The sequence below is a fragment of the Anaerobutyricum hallii genome (genome assembly GCF_900209925.1).
Lineage (GTDB): Bacteria > Bacillota > Clostridia > Lachnospirales > Lachnospiraceae > Anaerobutyricum > Anaerobutyricum soehngenii.
Genome location: NZ_LT907978.1, coordinates 429,160 through 446,332, shown reverse-complemented (window position 1 = coordinate 446,332; position 17,173 = coordinate 429,160). Strand labels below are relative to the sequence as shown.

At 38.1% G+C, this 17,173-nt stretch carries 12 protein-coding genes; 2 read left to right on the top strand and 10 right to left on the bottom strand.

Annotated elements, in window-relative coordinates:
- Positions 1-25: 25 nt before the first annotated feature.
- The 10 genes from EHLA_RS01895 to EHLA_RS01850 all read right to left on the bottom strand — a co-directional run bounded on the left by EHLA_RS01895 (position 26) and on the right by EHLA_RS01850 (position 14,729).
- Positions 26-1,066, bottom strand: coding sequence for a branched-chain amino acid aminotransferase (locus EHLA_RS01895; RefSeq protein ID WP_096239112.1), 1,041 nt, complete (start codon positions 1,064-1,066; stop codon positions 26-28).
- 406 nt (positions 1,067-1,472) lie between these two features.
- Positions 1,473-2,126: an SGNH/GDSL hydrolase family protein gene (locus EHLA_RS01890; protein WP_096239111.1), complete on the bottom strand. Its 654-nt coding sequence runs from the start codon at positions 2,124-2,126 to the stop codon at positions 1,473-1,475.
- A 41-nt stretch (positions 2,127-2,167) separates the two neighbouring features.
- Entirely contained in the window at positions 2,168-3,037 is an 870-nt protein-coding gene (locus EHLA_RS01885; protein WP_096239110.1) for a DegV family protein, read from the bottom strand.
- A gap of 197 nt (positions 3,038-3,234) precedes the next feature.
- Complete coding sequence (locus tag EHLA_RS01880; protein ID WP_242970648.1) at positions 3,235-5,436, bottom strand: fibronectin type III domain-containing protein; 2,202 nt, start codon at positions 5,434-5,436, stop codon at positions 3,235-3,237.
- 280 nt (positions 5,437-5,716) lie between these two features.
- The gene (locus EHLA_RS01875; RefSeq protein ID WP_330399837.1) at positions 5,717-7,543 is read right to left on the bottom strand and encodes a diol dehydratase reactivase subunit alpha; all 1,827 of its coding nucleotides are present in this window, start codon (positions 7,541-7,543) and stop codon (positions 5,717-5,719) included.
- 1,004 nt (positions 7,544-8,547) lie between these two features.
- The gene (gene glmS, locus EHLA_RS01870) at positions 8,548-10,389 is read right to left on the bottom strand and encodes a glutamine--fructose-6-phosphate transaminase (isomerizing) (protein ID WP_096239108.1); all 1,842 of its coding nucleotides are present in this window, start codon (positions 10,387-10,389) and stop codon (positions 8,548-8,550) included.
- 724 nt (positions 10,390-11,113) lie between these two features.
- The gene (locus EHLA_RS01865; protein WP_096239107.1) at positions 11,114-11,920 is read right to left on the bottom strand and encodes a TPM domain-containing protein; all 807 of its coding nucleotides are present in this window, start codon (positions 11,918-11,920) and stop codon (positions 11,114-11,116) included.
- On the bottom strand, positions 11,921-12,904 hold the full coding sequence (locus EHLA_RS01860; RefSeq protein ID WP_242970647.1) for a hypothetical protein: 984 nt from the start codon (positions 12,902-12,904) through the stop codon (positions 11,921-11,923).
- A gap of 34 nt (positions 12,905-12,938) precedes the next feature.
- On the bottom strand, positions 12,939-13,745 hold the full coding sequence (locus tag EHLA_RS01855; RefSeq protein WP_096239106.1) for a TPM domain-containing protein: 807 nt from the start codon (positions 13,743-13,745) through the stop codon (positions 12,939-12,941).
- Complete coding sequence (locus EHLA_RS01850; RefSeq protein ID WP_096239105.1) at positions 13,746-14,729, bottom strand: hypothetical protein; 984 nt, start codon at positions 14,727-14,729, stop codon at positions 13,746-13,748. It lies immediately after the preceding gene.
- Positions 14,730-15,131: 402 nt separating this feature from the next.
- Here EHLA_RS01850 and EHLA_RS01845 point away from each other — a divergent pair, with 402 nt between their 5' ends.
- The gene (locus EHLA_RS01845; protein ID WP_021907146.1) at positions 15,132-15,437 is read left to right on the top strand and encodes a helix-turn-helix domain-containing protein; all 306 of its coding nucleotides are present in this window, start codon (positions 15,132-15,134) and stop codon (positions 15,435-15,437) included.
- A gap of 151 nt (positions 15,438-15,588) precedes the next feature.
- Positions 15,589-16,806, top strand: a complete 1,218-nt coding sequence (locus tag EHLA_RS01840; protein ID WP_096239104.1) for a D-alanyl-D-alanine carboxypeptidase family protein — start codon at positions 15,589-15,591, stop codon at positions 16,804-16,806.
- Positions 16,807-17,173 lie beyond the last annotated feature (367 nt).

Here is a 17,173-nt window from a genome sequence, read left to right as displayed (position 1 = left end):
GAACCATTTTATTTATTTTAGAATATTAACATTCGCCATGTTTACAGATTGTCTGGATCCATCCTTCTGGTGCTTCAATATGTCCCATCTGGATTCCTGTAAGCGTATCATATAACTTCTTGATTACAGGTCCCATATCATCCATTCCGCTTGGGAAACAGATTTCTTTTCCATGATCAACAATCTTTCCAACTGGAGAAATTACTGCTGCTGTTCCGCAAAGACCACACTCTGCAAAATCTTTTACCTCATCAAACAGAACTTCTCTGTGTTCTACTTCCATTCCAAGATAATGTTCTGCGATATACATCAGAGAACGACGGGTAATAGATGGAAGAATACTGTCTGACTTCGGTGTTACAAGCTTACCGTCCTTTGTAATGAAAATAAAGTTCGCTCCACCAGTCTCCTCAACCTTTGTTCTTGTGGCTGGATCAAGATACATATTCTCATCATATCCCTGATTATGTGCGTCTACGATTGCATGTAAACTCATCGCATAATTCAGTCCTGCTTTGATATGTCCTGTTCCATGAGGAGCTGCACGATCAAAATCTGAAACTCTGATTGTAATAGGCTTTGCTCCACCTTTAAAGTATGGTCCTACTGGAGTAACAAAAATACGGAACTGATACTCATCCGCTGGTTTTACACCAATAACCGGATTAGAACCAAACATATATGGACGAATATATAAAGTAGCTCCTGAACCGTAAGGTGCTACATATGCTGCATTCGCTTTTACTGTTTCTACAACAGCTTCAACAAATTTTTCTTCAGGGAATACCGGCATCTCCAGTCTTCTACAGGAATCTGCCATACGGGCTGCGTTTAAGTCAGGACGAAAGCAAACGATATCTCCGCTCTCTGTTGTATATGCCTTTAAACCTTCAAAACATGTCTGTGCATACTGAAATACACCGGCACACTCGTTCAGAGTAATTGTAGCATCTTCTGTAAGGGCACCTTCATCCCATGCACCATCCTTAAAATTAGCTACAAATCTTTTCTCTGTCTGCTGATAGCTAAAGCCCAGCTCGCCCCAGTTAATATCTTTCTTTTCCATCGCGAAAACTTCCCTTCTTAAAATATGAAATAAATCTAAATATGAAATAAATATTATAAAAAACTTCATTTCATGTTCTTATAAATTTTGAAGCTATTATAACACATCATTTTTCAATTTTCTATGAAATCACAGAAATAAATCTAAAAAATTTATGATATTCCCATCATTTCATGATTTTGCACAAAAAAATGTATTCTTCTTATTTATTCATCCATATCTTTCTAGCTCTTTTCATATAATAACAGAGAAACAAAACGAATAAAAAAGAAAGAATGATTCATTATACCTTCAAATCAATTCTCGTTTATTGCATTTAAAATCAGCAGGCTCTCCTCTTCCATTCAAGTCGAGCAGCTGTCACTCACCACCTGAAAGAGATGGGAGTCTTCTCGACTGAGATAAATTAAAGTGCCAATTCTTTCATCCATAATCCGGCGAGCATTTTCATTCCTTCTTTATTTGGATGTACTCCATCTACAGTTTCGTATTCTTCCTGATACTTTTCTAAATCTGCCAGATGCACTTCTGCCTTCTGTACACAGTCTCGTATAATATCAGAATAAATTCTCTTTGATATCGTTCCATCGATATTAAAGAACACTTCTCCTTCCGGCTCTTTTCCCTCCGGAAGGGTGCAGCACCATATCTGTGCATATGGATATGTGTTCTTCAATCTGCAAAGCATTGTCTGGTATGCCGATTCAAATTCTTCCGGCAATACGCAAAATCCCCAGTCATTACAACCTGCACTCACAAGAATGAGGTCCGGTAATCCATTCTCTCCTAAAGCCTGAATTCTTTCTTCTGCCATAGCAGATGTAGATAAATTACCTGATACCATACTGCCTGACACCGAATTATTAATGCCAAGCTCTGCATCAAATGCACGAATCACCTGCATCCACCATGTATCTTCTACTGTTTTAACTCCTGTCTCCCACTGCACATAAGAATCATAGAAAACACTGTCTTTTGGTGTATAGCCAGCGAATGTACTGATCGAATCTCCGAGAATAGATATTCTCAGCTTCCTTTCTTTTTGTAATACCTTTTCCATAAAATGTAACCTCTCGACGAACTCTGCCTGCCAGTAAAATCTTACTCCTTTGCATCAAATGCAATACCAACAACACGAGGTCCTGCATTCGCTGCTATTTCTGCTCCAATCTGATAATAGCTACTTGGACCGTAGCCAAGCTTCTCTGTCATCTTCTGCGCCATCTCTTCCTTAATCTTATCATCATCCCCGTATTCGATCTGATATGCAGAACCCGGTTCCATGTCTGCAATTGCCATATCGCAGATTTTAGATACAACTTTCTTCTCTCCCCGACACTTTCCGGCAGTTGTGATCTCATGATCCCAAATCTTCATAATCGGCTTAATTCCAATCTTATCTCCGATAAATGCCGCTGCACTCGGAATACGTCCGGACTTTCCTGCATATTTCAGATTATAAATTCCAAAATAAATGCGTCTGTGAGCAATCTTTTCCTCAAGATACGCATTAATTTCTTCGACAGAGCTTCCTTCCTGTGCCATCTTTCCTGCCATAACTGCAAGTTCACCATATCCGGCGCTATAACTTCCACCATCATGGCTGTAAATATGCATCTTACCTTCACATTCCGGATGTTCTTCAATCAGCATATCAACTGCCATCAATGAATTATTGTATGTGGCTGATCCTTTTCCATTAATCAAAATTAATACAAGTTCTGTGCATCCCTTCTGATAATACTCATAATATAAATCCATAAACTGAAAGGCTGTAATCTGAGAAGTCATTGGAATTCCATCATTCTCCTCCATCAGCTTATAACATCCTTCATTATCAAAATCTACACGACTTGTATATGTCTGATCTCCTATCACAACAGAATAGGAGATCACATCTAAATTATATTTCTGTTCTGCTTCCTTTGAGATATCACTTGCAGAGTCCGTAATGATCTGTATCTTTCCCATAAAAACTTTTCAATCCCTTCCAAAATAAATAGTATTATTTTTTAATTACTCTCAACGAATTATTCTTAACGAATTTATTATAAACAAGCTTCGGAATCCTGTCAACTTGATGCTATCCCCACCTTTCCAACGAAATTAGAACGGTGGGGATTTAAAGGGATGGGAAAGTTTATAATTGGCAATCGCACAGCTGCACATTACTTTGTTTTCACAGATTTTATCTTTGACCATTTAGAATAATATGTCTTGCCATTAATCTTTAAAATTGTGCGGACACGTATATAATATTTCTTCTTTGCTTTTAATTTTTTTAATGTAACACGAGTTTTTTTGTATCCATTCACATTTTTTGTTTTTGCTTTTTTAAAGCTTCTCTTTGTACTATACTGAATCTGATAACCTTTGATTCTCTTTTTCTGCACTTTGGAAGTTATTTTCTTCCATGTCAAAGCAATCGATCTTTTTGCTGCTTTTACAGAGCCGAGTTTTGTTGCTTCCGGTGTCGGAACTGCTGTTTTTTTCGCTGCTATCGTAACTTTAAGAATTGCTGTAGAAGCAAGTTGTCGATTTGTCATATATGCCATCGGCGCAGATGCTGTCGCATAACAATTCTCATCAATCACATATTCCAGGTAGACTGTTCCTGGATTATGTGCATTCAATGTTACTTTTCCAGAACGGCTTTGGCTCAAACTCGCTATGTTCCCGGAAACATCTTCTTTTCCATCTGCAGAAGTTATGATCCAGTGTCCCCTGTCCTGATTAAATCCAATATAATCCGTACCTGCTTTATTAATTCCTTTGACTCTAATATTGGATATGGTAAGAGAATTACCAGTCAGAAGATTCAAATCCGATGCTGTCGTTTCAATTTTTGATAATGGCTGCGTTGAAATCAGTCCATCATATGTAACGTTTATTGTCTTTAAATTTACACTGTATGTAGCTCCTGCAGAAGACATTGGAATATACAATGCCGTATTAGATTTTGCATACTGAAATGCATTTTTAGTATCAGAATTTGATTGCAGTTCACTCCACGTAATATTACGGTTAGTATCTTTAATATTTATATTATCGGTAAGGTATACTTTTAAATCTTCACGCGCACTGATACTGTCACTTCCAAAAACACCTAATGTTGCTGTATCTGCATCAGCTTCATCATTACTGGCATTTAATATATGTTCTAATAACATAACTTTATAAGTAAGGAGTACCGGGCAATTATACGTTGTAACTTCTTCACTGTCAGAAGTTGTCCTCTTCATCATAATCGCACTGTATGCCGGGAGAGAAATTGACGATTTATCTTCTTTCCGCTCTGTTTTGCTTACGGATTCTTCCTTTGACCATCCTTTTTCCACTGTATTCGAATAATCAAATGTATAATCAATTGAACCACTTGCGAATGCTCCAAAATTAACATTTGTGCCGACTGTTACAGAATGTCCCATTGTATAGGAAGAACTTCCATTAATATTACTGGTATGTGAAACCGTATTTTCAGTACTGCCGGTATATTCTGCATTAACATTCTGCGGTGAATTATTTGTAATACTTGAAACAAAAGAGTCTTTACGATCACTGCCATCATTTCTCTGTCTGATATAAGTTGTTCCTTTATCTTCCTGAAGCACAGGACTAATCTTGAAATCATAAAAAACAGCAATCAGAGCACTTCCATGACCGTTTCTTCTCTTGTCACCATCTGTTCGATTTAAACTTAAAACAGACCAGAAGACATCGCGGTTTGTAGTATCCGTAAGAGCAGAAAAACTATTGGTGGCACTTTGAGATCCTGAATTCCAGCCTTTTTTATTACTGCTACTAGTATGTTGTGCCAGATAATAGTCATACAGCTTTTTACGTATATCTGTATTAGCACCGCTTAAAGAACTGCTGTAATTTAGACCACTGCGATGAATGTACCAGTTATAACCATTTTTATACTCATTATTGGATATCTTATTGGTATTATTGTATTCTGCAATTGTAACATACCGCATTGCTTCCATTCGAGAGTTATAATTACTGGTTGACGATTGTTTTCTCCGTTTTTGATGAAGCATATATGCAACAGAAAACCAATCCTCCGCTGCCGTTGCCTTCGGCGCATTCTGTTTCGTTGATGCGTTATTTTTTTCATGAACACCATCAAGCATTTCTCTGTAGAACTTTAATTTACTTGACTCAAAAGAAGTGCTGTTTACATTAAATGCTGTCGCACTTCCACTGCATACACCGGTTGCTTCTTTTAAGGATAACGTGGCAGGAATGGCAGCCGGTGCCGCCGCTCGTACATAGCCTCCTGGTACGATAGCACCAGCCAGAAAGGAAACAGCGAGAACAAAAGAAAGGAAACCTTTATTCCACAGGACTTTCATCATTTTTTTCATAAACATCAAACCTCCTTTAGATTAAAACACCTTATTATTTCTACTTTTTATTTCTACTTTCATTGTATTAAATATAGATGAAAAAAATAGTTGCTGAGAGTCACTTGTTTTTTTTCTTCACTGCATCAAAAAAGAACTTACAAAACAGGCTAGTATAAAAATGCAACTACAAATCATTTTTATACTAGCCTGTTTTATAAGTTCGTCTATTGTTATTAATTCAAGTCGAGCAGTCACTCACCACCTGAAAGAGGTGGGAGTCTTCTCGACTGAGATAAAATTATTCTTCTGTTACACATGCCATAGCAAGACCTGTAGCAACGGCATTACGAGGTCCTTCACAACCACGAATATTACCGCGTCCAGCTACAATATCATAATCCGCCAGCGCATCTGTTACAAAGTTTGGAATCTCAAAATCCAGTGCAGATCCGCCAACCATTACTACGAACTGAATGTCTCTTGGATTACCTGTAGGACTTACCTTTGCCAGAGAACGAATCGCATTTCTTACAAATACTTTCTTCTTGGCATCCATACGAACCTGTTTTACTTTTTCCAAAGATTCCACTCCGTCTAATGGCACAAGCTCGTCATTCTCTTTTACAAGAACAACCTTTGCAAAAATAGATGGATCTAATGGTTTATCAAAGAACTGAACCGTTCCATTCTCATGACGAATATGGAAAAGACTTTCTACTTTGGCAAGAGTGTACTTCTTTACATCTTCTGCAAGTTCGATCGTATCCAGACCAAGTTCAGACTGAATTAACAAAGAAACCATGTTTCCGGCACCGGCCAGATGAACCAGTTTTACCTTACCTTCTCTGTTGATAATTGATGCATCTGTAGAACCAGCACCCATATCAACAATTGCCAGTGGAACACTTGTACCAGGAGTAGTTAATGCTCCCTTAATTGCCATGTCTGCTTCAACACCACCAACATATACAGGAACTTTTAACTTTTCAGTAAGTACATTCGCGATCATCTCCATCTGGAGTCTGTCAGACTTAACCATCGCTGCAATTCCTACGGCATTCTCTAATGCAAACTCGTCTGCAATACCTCCAACAACTTTCTGTGGATTAAATGTATCTACAGCCAGTAAATCCTGAATCTTAATATCTTTTGGCTCTTTATTCGTAAGACCTGCCATAACACGACGAACATTATTCAGCATATTGCCGGCGTTCGTTCCTGTCTCACCCTGAATATCATCAATATCCTGAATAACAGATATCGCTTCCATAATCTTATCGGCACCCTCGTCAACATCCACATCGACTTCCTTCTTAAGACCGATAATATTGATGGTTCCTGCCTTAATACTTCTTTCCTTTACATCACCCGTTGGTGTCTTAATTACTACACCGGAACGTGCTCCGATTAAAGAACGTGCAATCGGAACAACTCTCTTTGTCTCCTCTGAATTCAAATGAAATACTGTTGCAATTCCATATGGATTAGACAATGTAGATAATATACTTCCCTGCTGTGCCACTTCGATCGCACAAGTCATTCCCAGCGGAACCTTCTCGATCATGGCAACTTCATCAATAATAGGAATCTTCTTATCAAGACGGTTATTAAGTAATACTCCGTCATCTGCCTGTACGATCGCACCTGTAATATTTATATTCTCTTTTGCCTGATTCATCAGTGTTGCTGCCTGCGCAAAACCTACTTTATCAGGAACAATCACAATAACATCCTTCGCCTCTTTTATCTTAGAAAGCTCTGTTACAAGAACAGAAGTACCAACTCCGATTCCTGTACCTCCCGGAGTACTTGGATTATGTCCGATTACTGTTGACTCTGTAATAACTGTTTCAGAAATCGTCTCCATCGCTACATCTCCAATAACAGGAGCAGCTTCATTAATACGAATCTCTGCCAGATCACTGTAATCCATGCCTACCTTTTCAAGAGCATTCTTTAAAGACATGAAAACTCCGCTGATATTCTGCAAAGTTCCTTTGATTCCGGTTGTAGGTCCGATACCACTCGCCAGAAATGTTAAATCTGTCCCATCAATCTTTGCAAGAGCGACCTCAGTGGTAGCATTACCTATATCTACACCCGCTACATACTTCATATCTCCCATCCTTTCTTCCACCCAAATCATCTGGCTTGCCGGATATATTTATCAGGCGGTTTTTGTAATCAGCCATTGTGCATTTGTAAAATTACACAATATTATGTATAAATTATATCACTGGCAAAAAAACGGGTCAAATACAACCATTACGAATTTCTTGATATTATTATGTAAAATTTACAACAATTTATGATATTCGGCATTTCTATTGGTAATATTTTGCTTAATCCTTTCTTTTCTTGCCATTTGTGAAAAATCAAAATACTAATTTGTAGATTTCATATAGACGAAAAAAGAAAAAATACCATATCCCATCTGCTCTGTAGTCGCTGTGTTTAAAATGCTCGTTCGCATCTTAAACACGCTCCGAAGCCGCATCTGGGATATGGTATTTTTTCTTTTTTCTGACTATCCTAAATCCACAGTTGGTGAGAATGGGAGATTAAATACTAATTTATTTGAGGGGCTAAAGAAACGAAAACCAGAAGGAAATTAGTATTTTCGCTTGAGGAAGAATAAGGGGATTGCCCAGAAGGCTATGAAAGTTAACCAGAGAGAAATTCTCCATAAGGTAGGAATAGATAAATGTAATTTTTATACAATCGAGTAAGAAAGTCCCCCTTTGGAGATGTTCATTCTAATAAAAACCATAGACTTCTGGAGAATCCCCTTCTCTTTTCAACAAAAATCACCAATTTGCTATTTGTTATCAAAGCCAGACAGCCGCTGAAATAAAATTTTATGCTGAATTGTAAGAAAACTATGATAAAGAAAAAAGAATGGTTATAAGTATTGCATTTTGTGACTTTGCGCTATGGAATTCTGACCATAGGAACTTGGGACTCGTTTTTCCCAAGTTCCTGTTTTTCTGGGCAGAATGGAATGCTTAGCGCAACGGAACAAAATCAAACTTATAACCATTCTTTTTTCTTTAAAAGGCTAACTACAATTCAGCTCAACATCTTCTACTAAAGCGGCGTCTGTGTCCCCAGCAAATTAGTATTTTATAACTATTCTACTGTAACACTCTTTGCAAGGTTTCTTGGCTTATCTACATCAAGTCCTCTTGCTACGCTTACATAGTATCCCATTAACTGAAGTGGGATGATTGCGAGAGTTGTTGTGAAATGTGGATCTGTCTTAGGTACATATACAACAAAGTCCACCATATCCTCAAGGTAGTAGCTTCCATTCTCTGCAACGCCCATCAGATATGCTCCACGACTCTTTACTTCCTGCATGTTGCTCAAAGTCTTCTCACAAAGATGGCTCTGTGTAAGCACACCAATTACGAGTGTTCCATCTTCAATCAGACTGATCGTTCCATGCTTCAACTCGCCTGCTGCGTAAGCTTCGGAATGTATGTAGCTGACTTCCTTCATCTTCAGGCTTCCTTCCTGACAGATTGCATAATCAAGTCCACGACCGATAAAGAATACATCATGTGCGGAAGCGAATTTATTTGCGAACCACTGAATACGCTCTTTATCTGTTAAGATACTTGCAACCTTTTCTGGAAGAAGTACGATTTCCTGAAGCATATGATCAAGAGCAGATTCTTCGATCTCGCCTCTTACCTGTGCAGCATACATGGAAAGAATATACATACAAATTAACTGTGTACTATATGCTTTTGTAGTAGCAACAGCAATCTCTGGTCCAGCTAAAGTATACATAACATAATCTGCTTCTCTTGCGATACTGGAGCCAACAACATTAACGATTGCTAATGTCTTTACTCCCATCTCTTTTGTAAGACGAAGTGCTGCAAGGCTGTCTGCTGTTTCTCCTGACTGTGAAATAATAATAACCAATGTATCTTTAGAGAGCTTTGGATTACGATAACGGAATTCAGAAGCAAAATCTACATCTACCATTAAACCTGTTAAGTCTTCCATTACATATTTCGCTGCGATACCAACATGATATGCTGAGCCACAGGCTACAATGCAAATTCTATGATACTGTGCAAATTCTTCTGGTGAAATTCCGACAGAACTCAAATCAATCTTTCCGTCTTTTATGTAGGTATTGATCGTATCCTTGAGTGCCTTTGGCTGCTCATGAATCTCTTTCATCATGAAATGTTCGAAGCCACCCTTTTCTGCTGCTTCAGCATCCCACTTAATGCTGACCATTTCTTTTTCAATCTCATCACCGTTCATATTATAGAACTTGATGCTGTCTTCATGAAGTTCTGCCATCTCCATATTATCAAGATAATATACATTTCTTGTGTAAGAAAGGATAGCAGGAACATCGGAAGCGATAAATGCTCCGCCTTCATTCTGTCCAACGATTAATGGACTGTCCTTACGTGCTGCATAAACAACACCTGGACGATCTTTAAACATAATACCCAGTGCGAAAGAACCACGAACACGAAGAAGTGCTCTTGACATACTTTCTAATGGATTATGATCTGTTTTCTCATAGTAGTAAGCAATAAGCTTCACCGCTACTTCTGTATCTGTCTCAGAATAGAACGTATATCCCTTCTGTGTAAGATGATCTCTTAATTCCTGATAGTTTTCAATAATTCCATTATGAACCATAACAACCATCTTGTCATCACTACAATGCGGATGTGCATTCTTTTCAGAAGGTGCGCCATGCGTTGCCCAGCGGGTATGTCCAATACCGCATCCGCCCGGCATCGCTTTTCCGCTATCTGTCTTCTCTAACAGATTCTTCAGTCGTCCCTTTGTCTTTACAATATCTATCTCATTCGTAGCTTCATTGAAAACAGCTACTCCAGCTGAATCATATCCTCTGTATTCCAGCTTTGATAAGCCATCCAGTACAATCGGTGCTGCTGCCTCTCTACCAGTGTATCCAACAATTCCACACATATATAATCTCCTTTAAAAGTTAAACGTTTTTAAATTTCATTTTTAAGTGTAGCATGACTATTAAAAAAAGGCAAGATTTAAGCGTAAATCCAATTTCTTCATTTTTTCATCAAAAATCTATTCTTTCATTGTTAATCAGTTTTTGTTAAGCAATTTTATTTTTATCCAAAAGTTTTTATGATAGTATCAATGTCTGCATCTTTTTTTAAATTTTCAAGAAGTTCTTCATCTTCAAAACTTGCCAATTTAAGAAAAAGGGCGTATTCAATCCTCGTTCTAAGGCCACAAATATAGGATACCTGCTCTCTTTGGGAGCTGTGTTTTGGCTGGGGAAGAATTGCTATTTATTGTTGGAAGAATTTGAGGAATCATCAGATGGTTATGACTTTTTAAAAAGTTGAGTCATAAGAGTTCGATACTTATATTATTATTTTAATGTGTAAAAATAATAATTTTTTCTTATGGATTTCTGTGTTAATTCTTTGAAATTTAGTTTCCCAGATAGCTTTCTTCTCCTGTCTTCTTCCCCAAATCTTTTAATAAATTTGCCGGATTGAAACAACCAGAACCCCCAGAGAAAATATACTCTATATCTGTGGCCTCGGAGCAAGGTTTGGATACGAGCACTTAAGCGAATATTCAAACCGCCGCGACTAAAGTCACAGATATAGAGTATATTTTCTCTGGGGGTTCGTCTGTTTACTCACCCCGGCAAATTTCTAATTTAATGCCTTCCTCCGGCTCCGCCATGTCCTCCAGTTCCTCCGACTTTTCCTCCGCCACCGCTGCTTTTACTCGGTCGTTTCGTTCTGGTCACATGGGAATGCAAGAAGATATCCTGCTTTTCATTCATTTGCACGCCGCCTTTTGCGTAGGTAGACCTTAGAACAGTGTCTTTTCCTCCATGTCCGATTAACTGGACACCTACAAAAATGGCTCCGATTACTGCTGCTGCAAGAAAGACAATAATCGGGTTAATCTGCACATAAGAGGAACGGCCTGTCTGAATCATGGTTGCTACATTATTTACAATAGATGTGTAAGCCTCATATGGATTATCATTTACGATTTCGTTGGCACTATCCACAATCTGTTCTGTGTCCGTATCATCGAGTCTCGTTTTTGCAAGACCAGTTGTACACATCCAGGTGTATCCCGTTTCCCAGTCATCCACATAAATGATCCCGTCTCCATTGGCTTTATTCCAGCCAAATTTGTTATCCTCATAATATGCCTGTGCATAGTCTCGGATTTCATCATAACTATCAAGCCCCGGCTCATTTATTGTAAGGATAACGATATCACAGCCAATTAGCTGTTCTTTTTCTGCAATCAGAGCTTCAAGATCTTTCTTCTGTTTATCAGTCATTTTGCCCGCTTCATCCAATACTCTCTGCGTGATTGTACATTCTGTATTTTGACGAGGTTTTGTATTGGTGTATTCTTCCGGCTCAAGCAACTTTGCCACGATGCCTATAATCGCGGCGAGTATAACGATTCCTATTAAAATTCGTCTCCAGATTTTCCCCATTTATGCCACCTCCAGAAAATACAGAATCATTTCCGCAAGAAAGAACAGTGAACACGTAACTGCTGCAAACCATGAGAACATTCTCGCCTTGCTGGTCGGCGGCGTTCCTATTGCTTTTCCCGTCTGACCATTAACAAAAAACTCATAATTTGTTCCCTGATAACGGTATACATAACGCCATACCGGTAAAAATGTATAGTAGGAGTTCATTTCTTTACTATCTACTTTTTTAATAGCAGGTTTCACACTGCTATAACTATTGTTATACTCATCAAGGTAACCCTCTGTATATTTCTTTGCTTTTTTCTGTGCCCTGGGCAAAAGTTCTTCTTTATTTTCATCATAAATTTCTGCCTGGAATCCAGACAAATATCTTGAGCGGAACTTCCCTAGTGCAGTATATTTATAAGGCTCCACTAAATCCATTTTCTCATCTGGCATATTTTTCGATGCATCAACAGGAATCTTATCATAGTTCACATCAAAATCTCTTACAAGACGATATATACTCGTCTCCGTACAATCATAGTCTCCTTCTGTCCACGTTCTGATTTTTCTTCCTTCTCCTTCAAAATGCACATGGGTCTCCATATCATACATCCAAAATGGAACATATCTTCCCTGAAGGGATTCCAGACTTGAAGTCGAACAAAAATCTTTAGGAATGAACATTTTCTTCGCAAAATTCTTCCTTATAATCTCTATCGCTTCTTTTCTATCTATCACAAATGGCAATGCCAGATCAGGCTTATACGCATCTTTCATCCTGTCCTCAAAAATGACATACGTCCCACAGTATGGACATTTCAAAGCAAGATCTGTCTTTTTGGATTCAATCTCCGCTCCACAGTTGTTACATATATGAAGCTTTTCCTGTGGTATTTTTTCCTGTGTCTCCTCATTGCCACAGCTTTCACATACCATCTTCTTTTTCTTTGGGTCGTAAACAGCATTACCACCACAATCTTTACAACGGTAAAACATGGGATTCCTCCTTTGTTTTTATCTTTCCAAATTCTTAGTGAGAACCGCCACTGCCGCCAAAGTCATCTGTTCCGCTGCAGCTGCTTCCACTGTCATCATCTGACTTTCTCTTTGTTCTTGTTACATGAGAATGTAAGAAGACATCCTTTTTATCATTCATCTGTACACCATCTTTCTTCACATAGGTAGACTTCTTTACTGTATCTTTTCCTACCTGTCCGGAAAGCTGCGCTACTACAAAGATGAGGGACACCACAAGACAGCCAAGCAGTACCCAGATCGGGCTGATATTTATATGGAACATCGGACTCTTTTGTGTCTCTTCTGCTATCAGGTTTATCAACCTTGTATATGCTTTATAAGGGTCCTTATTCACAATATCATTCGTTTCATCCACAATATAGTCTGTATTATCCTTAGATAATCTGTCTTTTACTATACCGCGAGTGGCAAGCCAGGTATATCTGGTCTCCCAGTCATCTACATAAATTGCTCCGCTTCCGATAGGCTGATCCCAGCCAAGCTTATTCTCTTTATAATAATTCTGTGCATAATCACGAAGCTTCTCCATCGTATCAAGACTTGCATCATTCGTTGTAATAAGAACAAGATCTCCACCGATCAGTTCTTCTTTTTCTGCAATTAACGCCTCCAGATTCTTCTCCTCTTCATCGGTAAGAACATCTGCATCATCAAACACTCTCTTTGTCAGGGTACACTCTGTATTCTTTCGAGGTTCTATATTCACATATTGATCCCCCGCAAATTTTTTCCCAAGCAACCCCATTAAAACACCGAGTATAACAATAAAAATTAATATTCTACGATATGTCTTTGCCATTTACATCACCCCCAATAAATAAAGAAGCATTTCTACTGTAAAGAAGAGGGAACCGAAAACTGCTATAAACCACACAAGCGCTTTACTTAAGCTAGTCGGAGCCTCCCCTACTGCCTTCCCTGTCTGGCCATTCACATAGAATTCATAATTCTTTCCTCCGTAACGATACACATACCGCCATAAAGGAAGAAACGAATAAAAAGATGCTTTTTCTGTGCTCTTTTTATCATTTACAGTCGGTCTTACCGCATCATATTCTACGTTATAGCCGCCAAGATACTTCTGGCTGTATTTATCTGCCTTTTTCTTTGCTCTTGGGAAAAGAGTGTCTTTATCTTCATCATAAATTTCTGCCTGAAAACCAGAGAGAAACTTCGCATCAAACTCTCCCAATGCTTCGTATTTATATGGTTCTACTAAATCCATCATGGCATCCGGCATTGCCTTTGATGCATCCACAGGAATCTTGTCATAATCCACATCAAAATCTCTTACAATACGATATGTACTGGTCTCCGTACAATCATAATCTCCCTCTTCCCAGGTTCTGATCTTATCTGCTTCTCCTTCAAAATGCACGTGCGTATGCAGGTCATACATCCAGAATGGCACATACAGTCCTTCCATTGACTCTATTGTAGAAGATGAACAGAAATTCCCCGGAAGAAACAGTTGCTTTGCAAACTTTTCTTTCAGAAGATCCAGCGCCTTATGCTTATCAATTGCAAAAGGCAGCACCAGATTCGGCTCGTATTCGTTCTCCATCCGGTCCTCAAAAATCACATAGGTACCACAATATGGACACTTCAGCGATAAATCAATCTGATCTGCTTCAATCTCCGCACCACAGTTATTACATACGTGTTTCTTGTCCTGAGAAATCAGTTCCGGCTCCCCTTCATTCCCACAGCTCTCACATATCATTTTCTTCTTGTCTGGGTTGTAGGTTACATTCCCACCACAGCTTTTACAACGATAAAACATAGACTCCCTCCTTTTCTTTCTGAATGTACTCTCGGAATAAAGGAAAAACAGTATAACTATAGTTCCTGTGACCTCATCCCGACAATTACAAAGACTTTGTTATTTCGTATTTCTCCTACTTCTACTATATGGGGTTTTTCAACAAAATGCAACGAAATATTTATGATTTGATTGATTATTTTTTATAGATTATCCACTATAAACTGAAAGTTTTATTTATGATAGAAAATTTCATCTGCCTTATCCTTCTTATTCTAGTTTTAATTATACGTCTATATATATTATTTTGTAGCGTTTTTGTTTACTACAATCAACATATACGTCTCAACTTTTAACAGATAAATTATGTTTTAAACCACGTTATGATTCCTTTATAAACAAATAGATTTAAGGAGATTTTGAATGGATATTTTAAAAAGAATTGTCGATCTAAGAAAAGAAAGGAACTGGACAGAATACCAGCTTGCGGAACAGTCCGGGCTTACCCAGTCTACGATTTCTTCATGGTACCGTAAAAATATGCTTCCCACTATTCCTTCATTAACTAAACTTTGTGATGCTTTTGGAATTACATTATCGCAGTTTTTTCTGGAAGATGAATGCAAAACTACAACATTGAATGAACAACAGCTTCGATTAATGTATTATGCAGCTAAGCTAAATTCAGAGCAATATGAAGCTCTTCTCCATTTTTTAGAATTACTTTGATGAATTGGCAAAGCTAATGAACCATAAGAAATCTCTCTCCTGGCTCTGACAGCTTTGCCTGCTGCAAATTCCTACTTATTCCTACTTAGCATATTTTCTCGTTTTCTTACATAGTTATTAAAACCCACCATTCTAAAAAGGATGTGCTTTTTTGAACGATTATTCTGGTTGTCAAAAACATATTTTTAAATATAACATCTATACTTTTTTTCTGCTTTTTGCTATCTCAATCTTCTTTTTATCTTTTTTTGTTTCCTGTGACATAAACGCTCATACTTTTTTAAAAACAGAAAGTACTATTCCCAATGAACTTTCCTCGCTTCATGCAAAAGCAGCGATTCTTATGGATGGGGATAACCAAAGAATTCTATTTGGCAAAGAAGAAGAAAAAGAACTTCCAATGGCAAGTACAACGAAAATCATGACCTGTCTCTATGCGATCGAACATGGAAATCTTTCAGATAAAGTCGTATTTTCAAAACGCGCTGCTTCTGCTCCTAAAGTAAAACTCGGGGCTAAAAGTGGCTCACAATTCTTACTATCCGATTTACTTTATGCATTAATGCTCGAATCTTATAATGATGCTGCCGTTGCAATTGCAGAACATATCGGAGGTTCCGTAGAACAATTTTGTGCAGATATGACACAGGAAGCCAGAAATTATGGCTGCTATCACACCTCTTTTGAAACCCCAAACGGACTCGATAGTGCCAAACATTATACGACCTGCCATGAGCTTGCCTTACTGACCTGTCTTGCCTTAAAAAATGATAACTTCTGCAAAATCATTAAAGAGCCTTCTTTTTCTATCAAAGAATTAAAAACCGGGCAATCTTACTCTTTAAATAACAAAAATCTGTTTTTAACTTCCTATAACGGTGCAATCGGTGTAAAAACCGGGTACACAAACAATGCCGGATATTGTTTTGCTGGCGCAATAAAAAAAGACGGTCGTTATCTGATTTCTGTTGTTTTAGGAAGTGGCTGGTACCCAAACCGCCGTTATAAATGGGAAGATACAAAAAAACTGATGGATTACGGGATGAACAATTATAGCAAAAAAGAAATTCCTTTAAACAAGGGGGTTCCTTCCAAACTCCCTTTAAAAAGAGGATATAAATCTACCTGCACTCTTTCTGCTCCAAAACCCGTCAGCTTATATGTCTCATCTAACGAAAAAACAAAATGTATTATAACTCTTCCTGCATCCTTAACTGCTCCGGTTCAAAAAGGCACTGCTGTCGGCTCTGTTGTTCTTTATATTGATTCTAAGCCCTATCGCAGTTATCCTATATACACTAAACAAACTATAAAAAAACGGACCTTCTCCTGGTGTTACAAAAAATTATTTTACTATTTCATTCATTAGGGGAAACAGACGAAAAAAGAAATACTACCATATCCCATCTGCTCTGTAGTCGCTGTGTTTAAGATGCTCATCTGCATCTTAAACACGCTCCGAAGCCGCATCTGGGATATGGTAGTATTTCTTTTTTCTGTGTTTTGGCTCCAGAAGGAATGAATGCAATAGTCTTTGGAGAGAGATGGGGGAGGGGACAGAAGGTTATGGCTTATTCTGATATCTTTTTCACTATGCTGAACCTTTTTTCAAGCTTCACTGATGATAATATGATGCCGCAAGCTATTACTTTACATGATAAATTTATCATTATATTGTCGCAATATGTCATTTTTCCTCTTCTGACGAGATACCTTTCGAGCAAGCAGTAGACTCC